The following is a 13,704-nucleotide window of genomic DNA, read 5'->3' on the forward strand; positions in this document are numbered from 1 at the left end:
GGACCATGCTCGGCACTACAGAGGCTTACTTGGCCGGTTCGTTGGTGATCTGTTCCAGGTCTTTCTGCAGATCGGCCAGCAGCGGCGTCATCTTCTGCTGGATGGCCACCATCAGGTTCTGCATCAGTGTCGGGGTCTTGTCCAGCAGGCTCTGGCCGGCAGCGCTTTCATAGAACTCGGCCATCGCCAGCACGTCCTCCTTGGAGAAGGATTGCTTGTACAGCTCCACGTACATCGGCCGCATCTGCGACCACGACAGTGCTTCACGCAGGGTCTGCGAGGTGCGCTGCTGGATGCGCTGCACGCGCGCCTTCTGGTCCGCGCTGAGCTGCTCGTTGGCGGTGAGCTGGGCGAACTGCTGGGCCTGCATCGCCTCCATCTGCGGCAACATCGAATCCAGCATGTTCTGCGCCCGCGACGCGGCCAGCAGGCGGTTGATATCGGCGTCCGTCGGCGGGGCGGCCAACGCCGGTGCGATGCTGGCCAGCAGCAGGCCGGTGGCCAGCAGCAGACGTGGCAGGCGCTTGCGAAGGAAGGAGCGGGTCATGGGCTTTCCTGGGCGGCGGGTCGAACGGGCAGCATAACGAGGTTCGCGCGGGGAGGGTGTTCACGGATGCCCAATCGCGGCGCGCGTGGCGCTTCTGGTGGGGCGCATGCTGCACCGCATCCATCGCTGCCGGGGCGGAACCGGTCACGGTTGGCCGCCGCCCAAGCCGCTCCCTGGTTGGCACCGTGCTAACAGACGCATGGCTCCGCTTACAATGTGCCGATGGCAACCGAGCAGATCGATATCTCACCGCGGCTGGCGATACCGGAAACGGAGATCGTCGAGCGTTTCGTGCGCGCCTCCGGCGCGGGTGGCCAGAACGTCAACAAGGTATCCACCGCGGTGGAGCTGCGGTTTGATATCGCCGCTTCACCGTCGCTCCCTGAGCCGCTGCGCGAGCGCTTGCTGGCCCGGCGCGACCGTCGCGTGACCAGCGAAGGCGTACTGGTGATCGATGCGCAGCGTTTCCGCACGCAGGACCGCAATCGCCAGGATGCACGCGAACGCCTGGCCGCCTTCATCCAGGCCAGCCTGAGTGTCCCCAAGGCGCGGGTGGCGACCAAACCCACGCACGGCTCCAAGCTGCGCCGCCTGGACCAGAAGAAGGAGCGCGCGCAGGTCAAGCGCGGCCGCTCGCAACGTAATTGGGAGTAGTACTTGAGCAAGCCGCCGGTGGTGCCGGTCATTCCGCCAAACATACCCGCCTTCAAGGGCCGTGCCTTCAGCCGCTGGTTGGGGCGCAGCATCCTGTGGCTGGGCGGCTGGCAAATCCGTGGGCCGATCCCGGATTTGGCCAAGGCGGTGGTGATCGCCGCCCCGCATTCCTCCAACTGGGATGGCCTGTGGGGGCTGGCGGCGAAGCTGGCGCTGGGTCTGGATGCACGCATCCTGGGCAAGGACAAGCTGTTCTGGTGGCCGCTGTCGGTGGTGTTGCGCCGGCTCGGCGTAGTGCCACTGGATCGCAGCTCGCCGCAGGGCACGGTGGGCCAGGCGGTGGCGATGATCCGCGCAAGCGATCGGATCTGGTACGCGCTGGCGCCGGAAGGCACGCGCAAGCCGGTGCAGGAATGGAAGGGCGGCTTCCTGAAGATCGCGCGCCTGGCCGAGGTACCGGTGATCCCGGCCTATTTCCATTATCCCGAACGGGTGCTCGGCTTTGGTCCGGTCTTCCCGACCAGCGGTGACGACGTGGCCGACATGGCCGCCATCCGCCAGTGGTACCGGCAATGGATGGGCAAGAACCGCGGTACCGGCTGAACCGGCAACCGACATATCCGGCCGGGGCCGGCGCCACCATCGGCACATGCCGTGAACAGGTGAACGGAGTAGGGTAAAGGGCTGTTAGAAGCCCGTTCCCAAGGAGCCGTTTCATGTCGCGTACCGTTGTCCTGGCCGCCGCCATCAGCCTTGCGCTGGCCGCTTGTTCCGGCAAGGAGTCCACTGCCCCCGTGACCGCCAATGCACCTGCCCAGGCCGGCCAGCCGGCCGATGCCTCGACCAACCCGTTCATGACCGCCAGCAGCTTGCCGTTCCAGGCGCCGGCGTTCGACAAGATCAAGGACAGTGATTACCTGCCGGCCTTCGAAGAAGGCATGCGCCAGCAACTGGCCGAGATCAAGCAGATCACCGACAACACCCAGCCGGCGACCTTCGACAATACGCTGCTGCCGATGGAGAAATCCGGCGCTATCCTGGACCGCGTCAGCCGCGTGTTCTTCAGCGTGGTGCAGGCCGATACCAATCCTGAGCGGCAGAAGATCCAGGAAGACGTGGTGCCCAAGCTGGCCGCACACAGCGACGCCATCCACCTGGACCCGAAGCTGTTCGCGCGCATCAAGACCGTCTATGACGGCCGCGCCGACGCTGGCCTGGACGCCGAGCAGCTGCGCGTTGTCGAGGAAACCTACAAGGGTTTCGTCAAGTCCGGTGCCGAGCTCAACGATGCCGACAAGGAAACCCTGAAGCAGTACAACGCCGAAGAAGCGACACTGTCCAACGACTTCCACAACAAGCTGGTGGCAGCGACTGCTGCCGGTGCGGTGACCATCGATGACAAGGCGCAGTTGGCTGGCCTGTCCGATGGCGACATCGCTGCCGCCGAGGATGCCGCCAAGGGCCGCAAGCTCGATGGCAAGTGGGTGCTGAGCCTGCAGAACACCACCCAGCAGCCGGCACTCGGCGCGCTGCAGGATCGCGACGTGCGTGCCAAGGTGCTGGAAGCCTCGGAGACCCGTACCGAGCACGGCGACGCCAACGACACCCGCAAGATCATCCAGCGCCTGGCACAGCTGCGTGCTGCCAAGGCCAAGCTGCTTGGCTTCCCGAACTACGCGGCCTACAACCTGACCGACCAGATGGCGCAGACGCCGGAGCATGCGCTCAAGCTGCTGACCGACACGGTGCCGGCCGCCACCGCCAAGGCACGCGGCGAGCTGGCCGAGATCCAGAAGGTGATCGATGCGCAGAAGGGCGGCTTCAAGGCGACGGCATCGGATTGGGACTTCTACGCCGAGCAGGTGCGCAAGGCCAAGTACGACCTGGACGAGTCGCAGATCAAGCCTTACTTCGAGCTGGACAACGTGCTGCAGAACGGCGTGTTCTTTGCTGCCAACCAGCTGTACGGCCTGACCTTCAAGGAGCGCACCGACCTGCCGGTCTATCACCCGGACGTGCGCGTGTTCGAAGTGACCGATGCCGATGGCCAGCCGCTGGCACTGTTCTATGCCGACTTCTACAAGCGTGACAGCAAGTCCGGTGGCGCCTGGATGGACGTGTTCGTCGAGCAGGATGGCCTGACCGGCACCAAGCCGGTGGTCTACAACGTCAGCAACTTCACCAAGCCCGCCGCCGGCCAGCCCGCGCTGCTGAGCTGGGATGACGTGACCACGATGTTCCATGAGTTCGGGCATGCGCTGCACGGCATGTTCTCCAAGACCAAGTACCCGAGCGTGGCCGGCACCGGCGTGCCGCGTGACTTCGTCGAGTTCCCGTCGCAGTTCAACGAGCACTGGGCATCGGATCCGAAGGTGTTCGCCAACTACGCCAAGCACTACCAGACCAAGGCAGCGATGCCGCAGGATCTGGTCGACAAGATCGCCAAGGCCAAGACCTTCAACCAGGGTTATATGACCACCGAGTACCTGTCGGCGGCGCTGTTGGATCTTGCCTGGCATACGCAGGGTGCCGATGCGCCGCTGCAGGACGTGGACACCTTCGAAGCCGATGCGCTCAAGCGCTACAAGGTGGATCTGGCACAGGTGCCGCCGCGTTACCGCAGCAGCTACTTCGACCACATCTGGGGGGGCGGTTATTCGGCCGGTTACTACGCCTACTTCTGGGCTGAGATGATCGACCATGACGCCTTCGAGTGGTTCAAGGAGAACGGTGGTCTGAGCCGTGAGAACGGCCAGGTGTTCCGCGACAAGATCCTGTCCATCGGCAACACCCGCGATCTGGCAACGGCCTACCGCGATTTCCGTGGCAAGGATCCGAGCGTGGAACCGCTGCTGCATAACCGCGGCTTGAAGTAAGTATTGCGAAGTATCACGAACGGCAGGGGAAACCCTGCCGTTCGCGTGTCTGCGTGTTGGCGCTGCCGCTACAGGCGGCTCACCATGGTCAGTCGCACCTGCGACACCGCCACATCGTGCCGTTGTGCCGCAGTGCTGCAGAGGTGCTCGAGCAGGTAGTGCGGGTCATCCTGGCGCGGGTCATCGGCGCTGATGCGCAGGGCAAGGTGTCCCCACCAGAACGGATGCCCGTCGATGTAGATTTCGTAAGCGGCGATGTACCGTTGCGTGGCTGTGCCTTGCCGGGATTCAGCGGCATGGCCATCGGTCACCTCGGTGCCTGCCTCCCGGCGGACCGATCCATTCGCCCCGGGTACTTGCCCACGTGCGTTCACTCAGGTGCCTACATGCACGCGATCGCCAAGGTCATTGCAGCCAAGATGTTCCAGGGCCATCTCCAATGCCAATGCGTAGCTTTGCGCGCGGAAGCCCTGGGCAACCCCGATACGTTGTGCGGTCACTGGCAGGCAGGCCTCCAGCGTGCCGGCATCGTCCTCGTGAACCTCGACATAGGCATTGTGCAGATGCGGCAGCAGGCGCTTCAGGCGCGCGCTGTGCACGCAGGCGCCCGGTGCCAGCAGCGTGACCTCGCCATTGGCGTGGTCAGCCGCGCACAGGGCTTCAAGCAGCTCCTGTTCGCAGCGGCAGTTGCGTACGGCCAGGCTGGTGCCGCTGTCCAGTGCGCGGTGTACCAGTGATTTCATCACCTCGCCCGGCAACGCCGCAGCGGCACGCTGCTGGGGGCCGCTGCCTTCAGGGCCACGCACAATGAAAATCGACATGACTCACGCCTCCTCTGCGCGCAGGCGGCAGGCGACGATGGCCAGCGACAGCTGGCGGCTTGCGTCCGCCGCACCCCCGCAGATCAGCGCGGCCGGTGCATGCTGCGGATGAAGGTGGCTATCCAGGGTGTCGGCATCGTTGCGCGTGATCTCGATGTACGGGGCGGGCAGGGCATCGATTGCGGCGCAGAGTTCAGCGCCCTGCAGTGCCCACTGTTCCGCGTTGGCTGCCCCGGTCTCGATCACTATCCACGCAGGCCGGCTGCGCTGGGCATGCTGCAGGCAACGCAGCAGGGCTGGCAGTGAGTCGCAGTTCTGGCAGCACAGTGCATGTCCCGCGATCTGTGCAGGGAGTGGCGAGGTGTCCGCGACGGCGCAGCTGTGCGCGTGCCGGATCATCAGGATGGTCATGTGACATCAAGGCGAAGCGCCGTGCGGCGCGGTGGTGACACGATGCGCGCGGTGCGCATAACACCGCCATGTCCAGTGGCCGGCCTGGGCGTAAATAGTGCGTAGCGTTGCAGGTGTCGCTGGACGCGCAAGGGCAGTGTGCTGGGAAAAGGCCGGATTTGTGTTTGCGGCCTCTGGCGCCAGCGTGGTTGGCAGTGTTCTGCTGATGGCGACGGAGGTTCGTGGATCGCATGCAAAAATAGGCAGGGTCGCCATCCCCCGTTAGCGTGGCATTGCCTGCGCTCCTGCGCTGTTCTTCGCGACCTTTTCCTCCGCAACTGGACGCGTCCCGACGGGCGCTTTATGCCGTGAGCAACGATTCCCGCTTCCTTCTTTCCCACGTCGCCCGAACCGGTGTGTTCGCGCTGATGGTCTGCTTGCCAGCGCTGCTGCTGTACTGCGACATCCATTGGCTGACGGATGGCGTGGGCGAATGGTCGCTGGTGGAATTGACACAGGAAGGTTTCCTGTTAGCCAGCGCACTGGCGTTTGTGCGGTTGGCGCGCAAGCGCGTGGACGACCGCCGTTTTGCGGTACTGGCAGCGGGCATGTTTGCCTGCATGCTGCTGCGCGAGATGGATGCAGTGTTCGATCTTTTGCTGCATGGATTGTGGAAATGGCTGGCGGTGCCGGTTGCCGTGGCCAGCATCGTCTATGCGTTGCAGGATTGGCGTGCGGCCGTATCGGGCCTGGTGCGCTTCCTCAATACGCGCGCAGGCACCTTGATGACCATCGGGCTGGTGTTACTGCTGTGCTACGCACGATTGATCGGCTTGACCTCGCTGTGGAACGGCTTGCTGGGTGAGAGTTATATCCGCGTGTTCAAGAACGCCATCGAGGAGACCACCGAGTTGCTCGGCTATACCTTCATCCTGGCCGCCAGCCTGGCCCACGTGGCTCAGCGGATGCGTGCGGCGGCGACCCCGCGCGTGGAGGCGGCGGTACCGGAACAGACGCTGCGCCAGCTCTGAGGAACTTCCCCGGCCGGCGCCGGTCCACTGCTGGTGTTCCCACAGGAGTGCGTCATGAACGAGGCCGTAGCACCCCGCAGTCCCCATCCGGTCCTGGCCTGGCTGCGTCGCGAGGCGTTGCCATTGGCGGCGATGCTGTTGTTGCTGGGCGCTGCCCGCGACAGTCTGGCCAACCATTACCAGGTGCCCAGTGGCTCGATGCAGCCGACCCTGCAGCCCGGTGATCGGGTAGTGGTGGACATGCGCGCCTATGGTCTGCGCCTGCCTTTCACCAACATAAAACTGTTGGCAACCGGTCAGCCCCGGCGCGGTGATGTGGCGGTGTTCGACTCCCCGGCCGATGGCACGCGATTGATCAAGCGCGTGGTGGCGGTGGGAGGGGATCGCGTGCAACTGCACGATGGCTACCTGTCCATCAACGAACAACCGCTGCGCCAGGAAGTTGCCCGCGAGCTGTTCGGCGACAAACCGGTGCAGTTGGACCTGCACGACGGTGGCGGGCCGGACATCAACGGCATCACCCTTCCCGCCGGCAAGCTGCTGGTGGTGGGGGATCATCGTGGCAACAGCTTTGATGGCCGCTTCTTTGGTCTGGTAGATGCCGACGCGGTCTATGGCAAGGCAATAGCGGTGTACTGGCGGCGCGGCGACGGACCGGAGTGGCTGCGGCTTTGACCGCAGCTTGGCGCCTCTCCTGTCGTTGTCCGTGGCGCGGGCGCGCGGCCCGTCAGGCGTGGCGCGGATGCAGGCGGCTTTGCCATGACCATGGGCAAGACTTGATCAATACCTGAAACATATCAATCGGTACGTATCAGGTTATGGATCGACTTGATCCATGGGTTCAAGCTTTGCGCCATCTTCACTGAGCCGGCCTGCTGCCACAGGCCTGATGCGATGGAACTCGAAACCCGTACCGGTGCGGCGTGCCGTGACTCCCTGGCCCCGTCCACTCCGATCTCGACAGTCGTCGAGCAACCCCATATCCAGCAGGGCACCGCCGACTTCAGGCGCGCGGTGCTGGCCTTGTTCATGGCCGGCTTCGCCACGTTCGGCGTGCTGTATTGCGTGCAGCCCTTGCTGCCGGGATTCAGCAGCCACTTTGGTATCAGCGCCGGCAACAGCGCGCTGGCGCTGTCGGTCAGCACCGGCGTGCTGGCAGTGGCCATGCTGGTGGCAGGCATCATTTCTGATCGGGTTGGTCGTCGCCCGGTGATGGTGGCGTCGCTGCTGGGCTCGGCGCTGCTGACCCTGGCCACCGCCTGGGTGGATGACTGGTCGACGCTGCTGGTGCTGCGCACGCTGCTGGGTTTGAGCCTGAGCGGTGTGCCGGCGGTGGCGATGACCTGGCTGGTCGAGGAAATGGACAGCCGGGCGCTTGGCCTGGCGATGGGTCTGTACATCGGGGGCAATGCGGTGGGCGGCATGAGTGGCCGCCTGATAGCCGGCGTGGTGGCGGATCATTGGGGCTGGCGTGCCGGTATCGGCGCGGTGGGTGTCATCGCCCTGTTGGCCACGGCGGCTTTGTGGACGCAATTGCCGGCCTCACGCCACTTCCGTGCCAAGCGCGCCGAACCGGCGCGGCTGCCGGCACGTTTTGCCGGTTTGTTCCGCGATGCCGCCCTGCCCTGGTTGTTCGTCTGCGGCTTCCTGCTGCTGGGCGTGTTTGTCACCGTCTACAACTACCTGGGCTATCACCTGTTGGCACCGCCCTATAGCCTGAGCCAGACGGTGGTGGGCCTGATTTTCACGATCTACCTGGTGGGCAGCGTCAGCTCGGCATGGATGGGGCAGTTGGCCAATCGCATGGGGCGCGGCCCGGTGCTGGCCTTGTCGTTTGCCTTGGTGCTGGCCGGCGTACTGCTGTTGATGCTGCCGTGGCTGTGGGCGATGGCGTTGGGCATTGCCGCGGTGACGTTCGGTTTCTTCGGTGGCCATTCGGTGGCCAGCAGTTGGGTGGGCGTGCGCGCCGGTGGCATGCGCGCGGAAGCATCGGCGTTGTATCTGCTGTTCTACTACCTGGGCTCAAGCCTGCTCGGCGCCTTGGGCGGAGTGTTCTACACGCATTGGGGCTGGGCCGGCGTTTGTGGCTTCACCCTGCTGCTGACGTTGGCAGGTGTGGCGGCCGCGTGGCGGGTATGGCACCACATGCAGGCGCTGGCTGAAGGCCCGGTGGCTGCAGCAGCGACACGTTGATCCAATGCGGGCAACCGCAGCGCGAAGCCCCTTTCCCCTCGCGGGAGAGGGGGCGACTATTTGCCAACGGACCCGGCAACCTCGGCCCGCAACAAGGCAATGAACTGCCGCAGCAACGGCGTCACCGACTCGCGCCGCCACGCCAGTTGGATTTCCGATGCCGCACCGCGGTCACTGAGCGCGACAAAACACGCACCTTCCACCTGGATGTGGCTGCAGGAAGAAGGCAGCACGCACACGCCCAGGCCGGCGGCCACCAGGCTTATCAGCGTTGAGGATTCCCCCGCCTCCTGCACGATGCGCGGGCTGAAGCCGGCGTTACGGCACAGCGTGATCACATGGTCATGGATGCCAGCGCCGGCATCACGCGAGAAACCAACGAATGGATCCAGTGCGAATTGGCGCAAGGCGAATCGCGCGGTCGCCGGGTCCTTGCCCGCCAACGCGGGGTGCGTGGCGTGCAGCACCAGCACCAAGGGGTCGTCCAGCAGGTGCGTGGTAGTCAGCTCCGGTGGCAGTACGCGCCGACGGATGATGCCCACGTCCAGTTCGTCGGCCAGCAGCGCATCAATCTGCCGCAGGCTGTTCATTTCACGCAGTTGCAACTGCACCTGCGGGTGTTGCTGGCGATAGGCGAAGAAGGCGCGCGGAATCTGCGGCAGCAAGGGGATGGCACGGGTCAGGCCGATACGCAGTTCACCACTTTCACCGCGCTGCGCACGCTGCACCATGTCAACTGCGCCATCTACCCGTTGCAGGATTTCGCGGGCCTGTTCCTGCAGCAGCTTGCCGGCAGGGGTGAGCTGCACCCGGCGGTGACTGCGTACGAACAGGTGCGCGCCGATAAGGGTTTCCAGCTGCCGGATCTGCTGGCTGAGTGGCGGTTGCGACATCCCCAGTCGCTCGGCGGCGCGGCCGAAGTGCAGGGTGTCGGCGACGGCCAGGAAGTAGCGCAGGTGGCGGAGTTCCAGAGACATGACGGCAGTCTAGGCGGCTGCGGTGGTGTCGACCAACTGCGGTGCTGCCAGTTCCCGATGCAAGGCCTAGCGCTCCGAATGCCCGGTGTCGTCGTATTGCCGTGGTGCGAACAGGTCTGGCTGGATCAGCTCCACGAATGCCCGCGCCTGCGGCGACAGCACCTTGCCCCGCCGCACCACCACGCCGTAGCTGCGCGACGGGAAGTAGTCGCTCATCGCCCGCGTGGCCAGCTTGTCGCGGTCGGCATCGTTCAAGCACAGCGCGGTGACGATGCTGATGCCCATGCCCATCGCCACGTATTGCTTGATCACCTCCCAGCCGCCCACTTCCAGCGCCACGGTGTAGGGCACGCGGTGCTGCTGGAACACCAGGTCGACCAGCCGCCAGGTGATCTGCCGGCGCGGTGGCAGGATCAGCGGCCACGGCGACAGGTCTTCCAATGTCAGGTTCTTCTTCTTCGCCAGCGGGTGGTTGGGTGGGGTAATCAGCACCTGGTCGAAGCGGTAGACCGGCGCGTAGCTGAGGTCGGCTGGCACATCCATCATCGAGCCGATGGCCAGGTCGGCGGCGTCGCTGCGCAGCAGGTCGGTGCCGTCGGCGCTGATCGCGTTGTGCAGGGTCAGGCGCACATCAGGATGCAGCTTGCGGAAGTTTTCGACGATCTTGGGCAGGAGATACAGGATGGTCGACGAATTTGCGGCGATATTGAGCTCGCCTGCGTCCAGCCCGCTGACCTTCTCGCGGAACCGCGGCAGCAGCCCGTCCAGGCTTTCCACCAGTGGCTGGGCCATGTCGTAGAGCAGCTGGCCTTCGCGGCTGGGCACCAGGCGGCGTCCGCTGCGCTCGAAAAGTACTACCCCAAGCTCCCGTTCCAGCGCCTGCAGCTGCAGGCTCACCGCCGGTTGGCTGACAAAAAGCGCCTCCGACGCACGCGAAACCGAGCCCAGGCGCACCGTCTGCAGGAACGCCCGCAGCGGCTTGAGCCGGTCAGACTTGTAGGAAAAACGCGGAGTTACGGGCGGCTTGCTGGGCATGATGGGGCCAGTATTAGCACAACTTATAGATAACATTGCAAAAACTGTTTTGTTAAATATGAGCGTGCGGCCGCACGTTGGAGTCCCCGACACCCGCAGGAACTTCCGATGTCCGCCGTCGCCCACGCTGTCGCTGCGCCGCAGTCCGCCCCCCGCCCGACCCCGGGCATCAGCCTGACCACCCAGCTCGCCGGCCAGTCCGCGCTGCTGCCGGCCGGCGTGCTGGGCCTGCTTGTATCGCTGCACCGTGCGGTCGAGCCGGGTCGCCAGGCCCGTTTGGCCGCACGCCGCGAGCGGCAGGCCTTCTTCGACCAGGGCGGCCTGCCGGACTTCCGCGCCGATACCCGCGCCATCCGTGAAGAGGACTGGAGCGTGGCGCCGATCCCGGCCGCGCTGCAGGACCGCCGCGTCGAGATCACCGGCCCGACCGACCCGAAGATGGTCATCAACGCGCTGAACTCCGGCGCCAAGGTGTTCATGGCCGACTTCGAGGATTCGACCTCGCCGACCTGGCGCAACGTGCTGGCCGGCCAGCAGACCATGAAGGCGGCGGTGCGCGGTGACCTGGACTTCACCGCGCCGGCCACCGCCAAGGGCCCGGGCAAGCACTACACGCTGCGTCCAGCCGACGAGCAGGCGGTGCTGATCGTGCGCCCGCGTGGCTGGCATCTGGACGAGAAGCACGTGCTGATCGATGGCCAACCGATTGCCGGTGGCCTGTTCGACGCGGCGCTGTTCGCCTTCCACAACGCGCAGACCCTGATGGACAAGGACCGCGGCCCGTACTTCTACCTGCCCAAGCTGCAGTCGATGGAAGAGGCGGCGCTGTGGGAGACCGCGCTGTCGCACATCGAGGGCATGCTGGGCCTGCCGCATGGGCAGATCAAGGTCACCGTGCTGATCGAAACCTTGCCGGCGGTGTTCGAGATGGATGAGATCCTGCATGCGCTGCGCGAGCGCATCGTCGGCCTGAACTGCGGCCGCTGGGACTACATCTTTTCCTACCTGAAGACCTTCCGCCGCCACGCCGACAAGGTGTTGCCCGAGCGTGGCCAGGTGACCATGACCCAGCCGTTCCTGAAGGCGTATTCGGAACTGCTGATCAAGACCTGCCACCGCCGCGGTGCGCATGCGATGGGCGGCATGGCCGCGCAGATCCCGATCAACAACGACGCCGCCGCCAACGAGCAGGCGATGGCGCGGGTGCGCGCTGACAAGCTGCGCGAAGTCACTGCCGGCCATGACGGCACCTGGGTGGCGCACCCGGCGCTGATCCCGGTGGCGCGCGCCATCTTCGACGAGCATATGCCCGCTGCCAACCAGCACAACGTGCTGCGCCGTGACGTGCAGGTCAGCCGTGATGACCTGATCGCGCCGTGCAGCGGCACCGTCACCCGCGCCGGCTTCGAGAACAACGTCGAAGTCTGCGTGCGCTACCTGGCCGCCTGGCTGGACGGCAATGGCTGTGTGCCCATCCACAACCTGATGGAAGACGCTGCCACCGCCGAGATCAGCCGCAGCCAGATCTGGCAGTGGCTGCACGCCGGCAACCAGCACCTGGACGACGGCACCGCGATCGACTTCGCGCTGCTGGCGGCCACCCTGCGCGCGCTGCCGGCGCGGCTGGGCGACACCTCCGCGCTGCCCGGTGGCGGCCGCATCACCCAGGCCATCGGCCTGCTCGACCAACTCAGCCGCGCGGATGACCTGGCCGAGTTCCTGACCTTGCCGGCCTACCGGCAGATCGATTGACCCTCCCCTTGGCACCGACTATTTCTTTCGAGGACGACACGATGAGCACCTACCAGCAACAGATCGACGCCCTGCAGCAGGACTGGGACACCAACCCGCGTTGGAAGGGTTTGAAGCGCACCTACAGCGCCGCCGATGTGGTGCGCCTGCGCGGTACCGTGCAGCCGGAACATACCCTGGCCAAGCGCGGCGCCGAGCGCCTGTGGGAGCTGGTCAATGGCAGCTCGAAGAAGGGCTACGTCAATGCCTTCGGTGCGATCAGCGCCGGCCAGGCCATGCAGCAGGCCAAGGCCGGGCTGGAAGCGGTGTACCTGTCCGGCTGGCAGGTGGCTGCCGATGGCAACACCTCCGAAACCATGTACCCGGACCAGTCGCTGTACGCCTACGACTCGGTGCCGACCATGGTCCGCCGCATCAACAACACCTTCCAGCGCGCCGATGAAATCCAGTGGAAGAACATCATCGACGGCAAGGTCAAGGCCGAGGACGCGATCGACTTCTTCCTGCCGATCGTCGCCGACGGCGAGGCCGGTTTCGGTGGCGTGCTGAACGCCTATGAGCTGATGAAGAACATGATCGTGGCCGGCGCCGCCGCCGTGCACTTTGAGGACCAGCTGGCAGCGGTGAAGAAGTGCGGCCACATGGGTGGCAAGGTGCTGGTGCCGACCCAGGAAGCGATCCAGAAGCTGTCGGCCGCGCGCCTGGCCGCCGACGTGCTGGGCGTGCCGACCATCGTGCTGGCCCGTACCGACGCCGAAGCCGCCAACCTGCTGACCAGCGACTTCGACCCCAACGATGCGCCGTTCGTTACCGGCCAGCGCACTGCCGAAGGTTTCTACCGGGTCAAGAATGGCCTGGAGCAGGCAATCAGCCGCGGCGTGTCCTATGCCCCGCATGCCGACCTGGTGTGGTGCGAAACCGGTACCCCGGACCTGGGCTTTGCCCGCGAGTTCGCCCAGGCCGTGCATGCAGCCAGCCCCGGCAAGCTGCTGTCCTACAACTGCTCACCCTCGTTCAACTGGAAGAAGAACCTGGACGACAAGACCATCGCCAAGTTCCAGGACGAGCTGGCCGCGCTGGGCTACAAGTACCAGTTCATCACCCTGGCAGGCATCCACATCAACTGGTTCAACACCTTCAAGTTCGCCCACGACTATGCGCGGGGCGAGGGCATGCGCCACTACGTGGAGCAGGTGCAGGAACCGGAGTTCGCCGCCCGCGAACAGGGCTACACCTTTGTCTCGCACCAGCAGGAAGTGGGCGCGGGCTACTTCGACGATGTGACCACGGTGATCCAGGGCGGCGCGTCCAGCGTGACCGCACTGACCGGCTCCACCGAGGAAGAGCAGTTCCAGGCGGAAAAGGCGGCCTGACCAACCCTTGTTGTGTGGTTTTTTCGGGGGCCTTCGGGCCCCCTTTTTTGTTGGC

14 protein-coding genes are annotated in these 13,704 nt (G+C 65.2%); 8 read left to right on the forward strand and 6 right to left on the reverse strand.

Features of this window, described 5'->3' with window-relative positions; all coding sequences use genetic code 11:
- Positions 1-25: 25 nt before the first annotated feature.
- Positions 26-547: a DUF2059 domain-containing protein gene (locus tag RT460_RS06105; RefSeq protein ID WP_313317794.1), complete on the reverse strand. Its 522-nt coding sequence runs from the start codon at positions 545-547 to the stop codon at positions 26-28.
- 222 nt (positions 548-769) lie between these two features.
- Between RT460_RS06105 and arfB the strand changes: the two genes are divergently transcribed.
- The 3 genes from arfB to dcp all read left to right on the forward strand — a co-directional run bounded on the left by arfB (position 770) and on the right by dcp (position 4,077).
- Positions 770-1,201 carry an alternative ribosome rescue aminoacyl-tRNA hydrolase ArfB gene (gene arfB / locus RT460_RS06110; RefSeq protein WP_313317796.1) on the forward strand — a complete coding sequence of 144 codons (432 nt, stop codon included), beginning with the start codon at positions 770-772 and terminating at the stop codon, positions 1,199-1,201.
- Positions 1,202-1,204: 3 nt separating this feature from the next.
- Positions 1,205-1,804, forward strand: a complete 600-nt coding sequence (locus RT460_RS06115) for a 1-acyl-sn-glycerol-3-phosphate acyltransferase (RefSeq protein WP_313317798.1) — start codon at positions 1,205-1,207, stop codon at positions 1,802-1,804.
- Between the two features lie 113 nt (positions 1,805-1,917).
- Positions 1,918-4,077: a peptidyl-dipeptidase Dcp gene (gene dcp, locus RT460_RS06120; protein ID WP_313317801.1), complete on the forward strand. Its 2,160-nt coding sequence runs from the start codon at positions 1,918-1,920 to the stop codon at positions 4,075-4,077.
- Positions 4,078-4,145: 68 nt separating this feature from the next.
- On the opposite strand, the gene RT460_RS06125 is transcribed toward dcp, so the two are convergent.
- The 3 genes from RT460_RS06125 to RT460_RS06135 all read right to left on the reverse strand — a co-directional run bounded on the left by RT460_RS06125 (position 4,146) and on the right by RT460_RS06135 (position 5,309).
- A complete protein-coding gene (locus tag RT460_RS06125; RefSeq protein WP_313317803.1) occupies positions 4,146-4,388 on the reverse strand; it encodes a hypothetical protein in 243 nt (80 codons plus the stop codon).
- Between the two features lie 63 nt (positions 4,389-4,451).
- The gene (locus RT460_RS06130; protein WP_313317805.1) at positions 4,452-4,898 is read right to left on the reverse strand and encodes a 3-dehydroquinate dehydratase; all 447 of its coding nucleotides are present in this window, start codon (positions 4,896-4,898) and stop codon (positions 4,452-4,454) included.
- A gap of 3 nt (positions 4,899-4,901) precedes the next feature.
- Positions 4,902-5,309, reverse strand: coding sequence for a hypothetical protein (locus RT460_RS06135; protein WP_313317807.1), 408 nt, complete (start codon positions 5,307-5,309; stop codon positions 4,902-4,904).
- Positions 5,310-5,656: 347 nt separating this feature from the next.
- On the opposite strand from RT460_RS06135, the gene RT460_RS06140 reads away from it, so the two are divergent.
- The 3 genes from RT460_RS06140 (at position 5,657) to RT460_RS06150 (ending at position 8,512) form a co-directional block, all read left to right on the forward strand.
- The gene (locus RT460_RS06140) at positions 5,657-6,319 is read left to right on the forward strand and encodes a hypothetical protein (protein ID WP_313317809.1); all 663 of its coding nucleotides are present in this window, start codon (positions 5,657-5,659) and stop codon (positions 6,317-6,319) included.
- A 54-nt stretch (positions 6,320-6,373) separates the two neighbouring features.
- Positions 6,374-6,994: a signal peptidase I gene (gene lepB, locus RT460_RS06145; protein ID WP_313317811.1), complete on the forward strand. Its 621-nt coding sequence runs from the start codon at positions 6,374-6,376 to the stop codon at positions 6,992-6,994.
- Between the two features lie 219 nt (positions 6,995-7,213).
- Positions 7,214-8,512, forward strand: a complete 1,299-nt coding sequence (locus tag RT460_RS06150; RefSeq protein WP_313317812.1) for an MFS transporter — start codon at positions 7,214-7,216, stop codon at positions 8,510-8,512.
- Between the two features lie 56 nt (positions 8,513-8,568).
- Here the strand turns inward: RT460_RS06150 and RT460_RS06155 are convergent, their stop codons facing one another.
- On the reverse strand, positions 8,569-9,489 hold the full coding sequence (locus tag RT460_RS06155) for a LysR substrate-binding domain-containing protein (protein ID WP_313317815.1): 921 nt from the start codon (positions 9,487-9,489) through the stop codon (positions 8,569-8,571).
- Between the two features lie 66 nt (positions 9,490-9,555).
- Positions 9,556-10,524 carry a LysR family transcriptional regulator gene (locus RT460_RS06160; RefSeq protein ID WP_313317817.1) on the reverse strand — a complete coding sequence of 323 codons (969 nt, stop codon included), beginning with the start codon at positions 10,522-10,524 and terminating at the stop codon, positions 9,556-9,558.
- 108 nt (positions 10,525-10,632) lie between these two features.
- On the opposite strand from RT460_RS06160, the gene aceB reads away from it, so the two are divergent.
- Both aceB and aceA read left to right on the forward strand, forming a co-directional pair.
- Complete coding sequence (gene aceB / locus RT460_RS06165) at positions 10,633-12,276, forward strand: malate synthase A (RefSeq protein WP_313317819.1); 1,644 nt, start codon at positions 10,633-10,635, stop codon at positions 12,274-12,276.
- A 41-nt stretch (positions 12,277-12,317) separates the two neighbouring features.
- Positions 12,318-13,649, forward strand: coding sequence for an isocitrate lyase (gene aceA, locus RT460_RS06170; protein WP_313317820.1), 1,332 nt, complete (start codon positions 12,318-12,320; stop codon positions 13,647-13,649).
- Positions 13,650-13,704: the final 55 nt, after the last annotated feature.

The organism is Stenotrophomonas sp., assembly GCF_032061965.1.
Lineage (GTDB): Bacteria > Pseudomonadota > Gammaproteobacteria > Xanthomonadales > Xanthomonadaceae > Stenotrophomonas.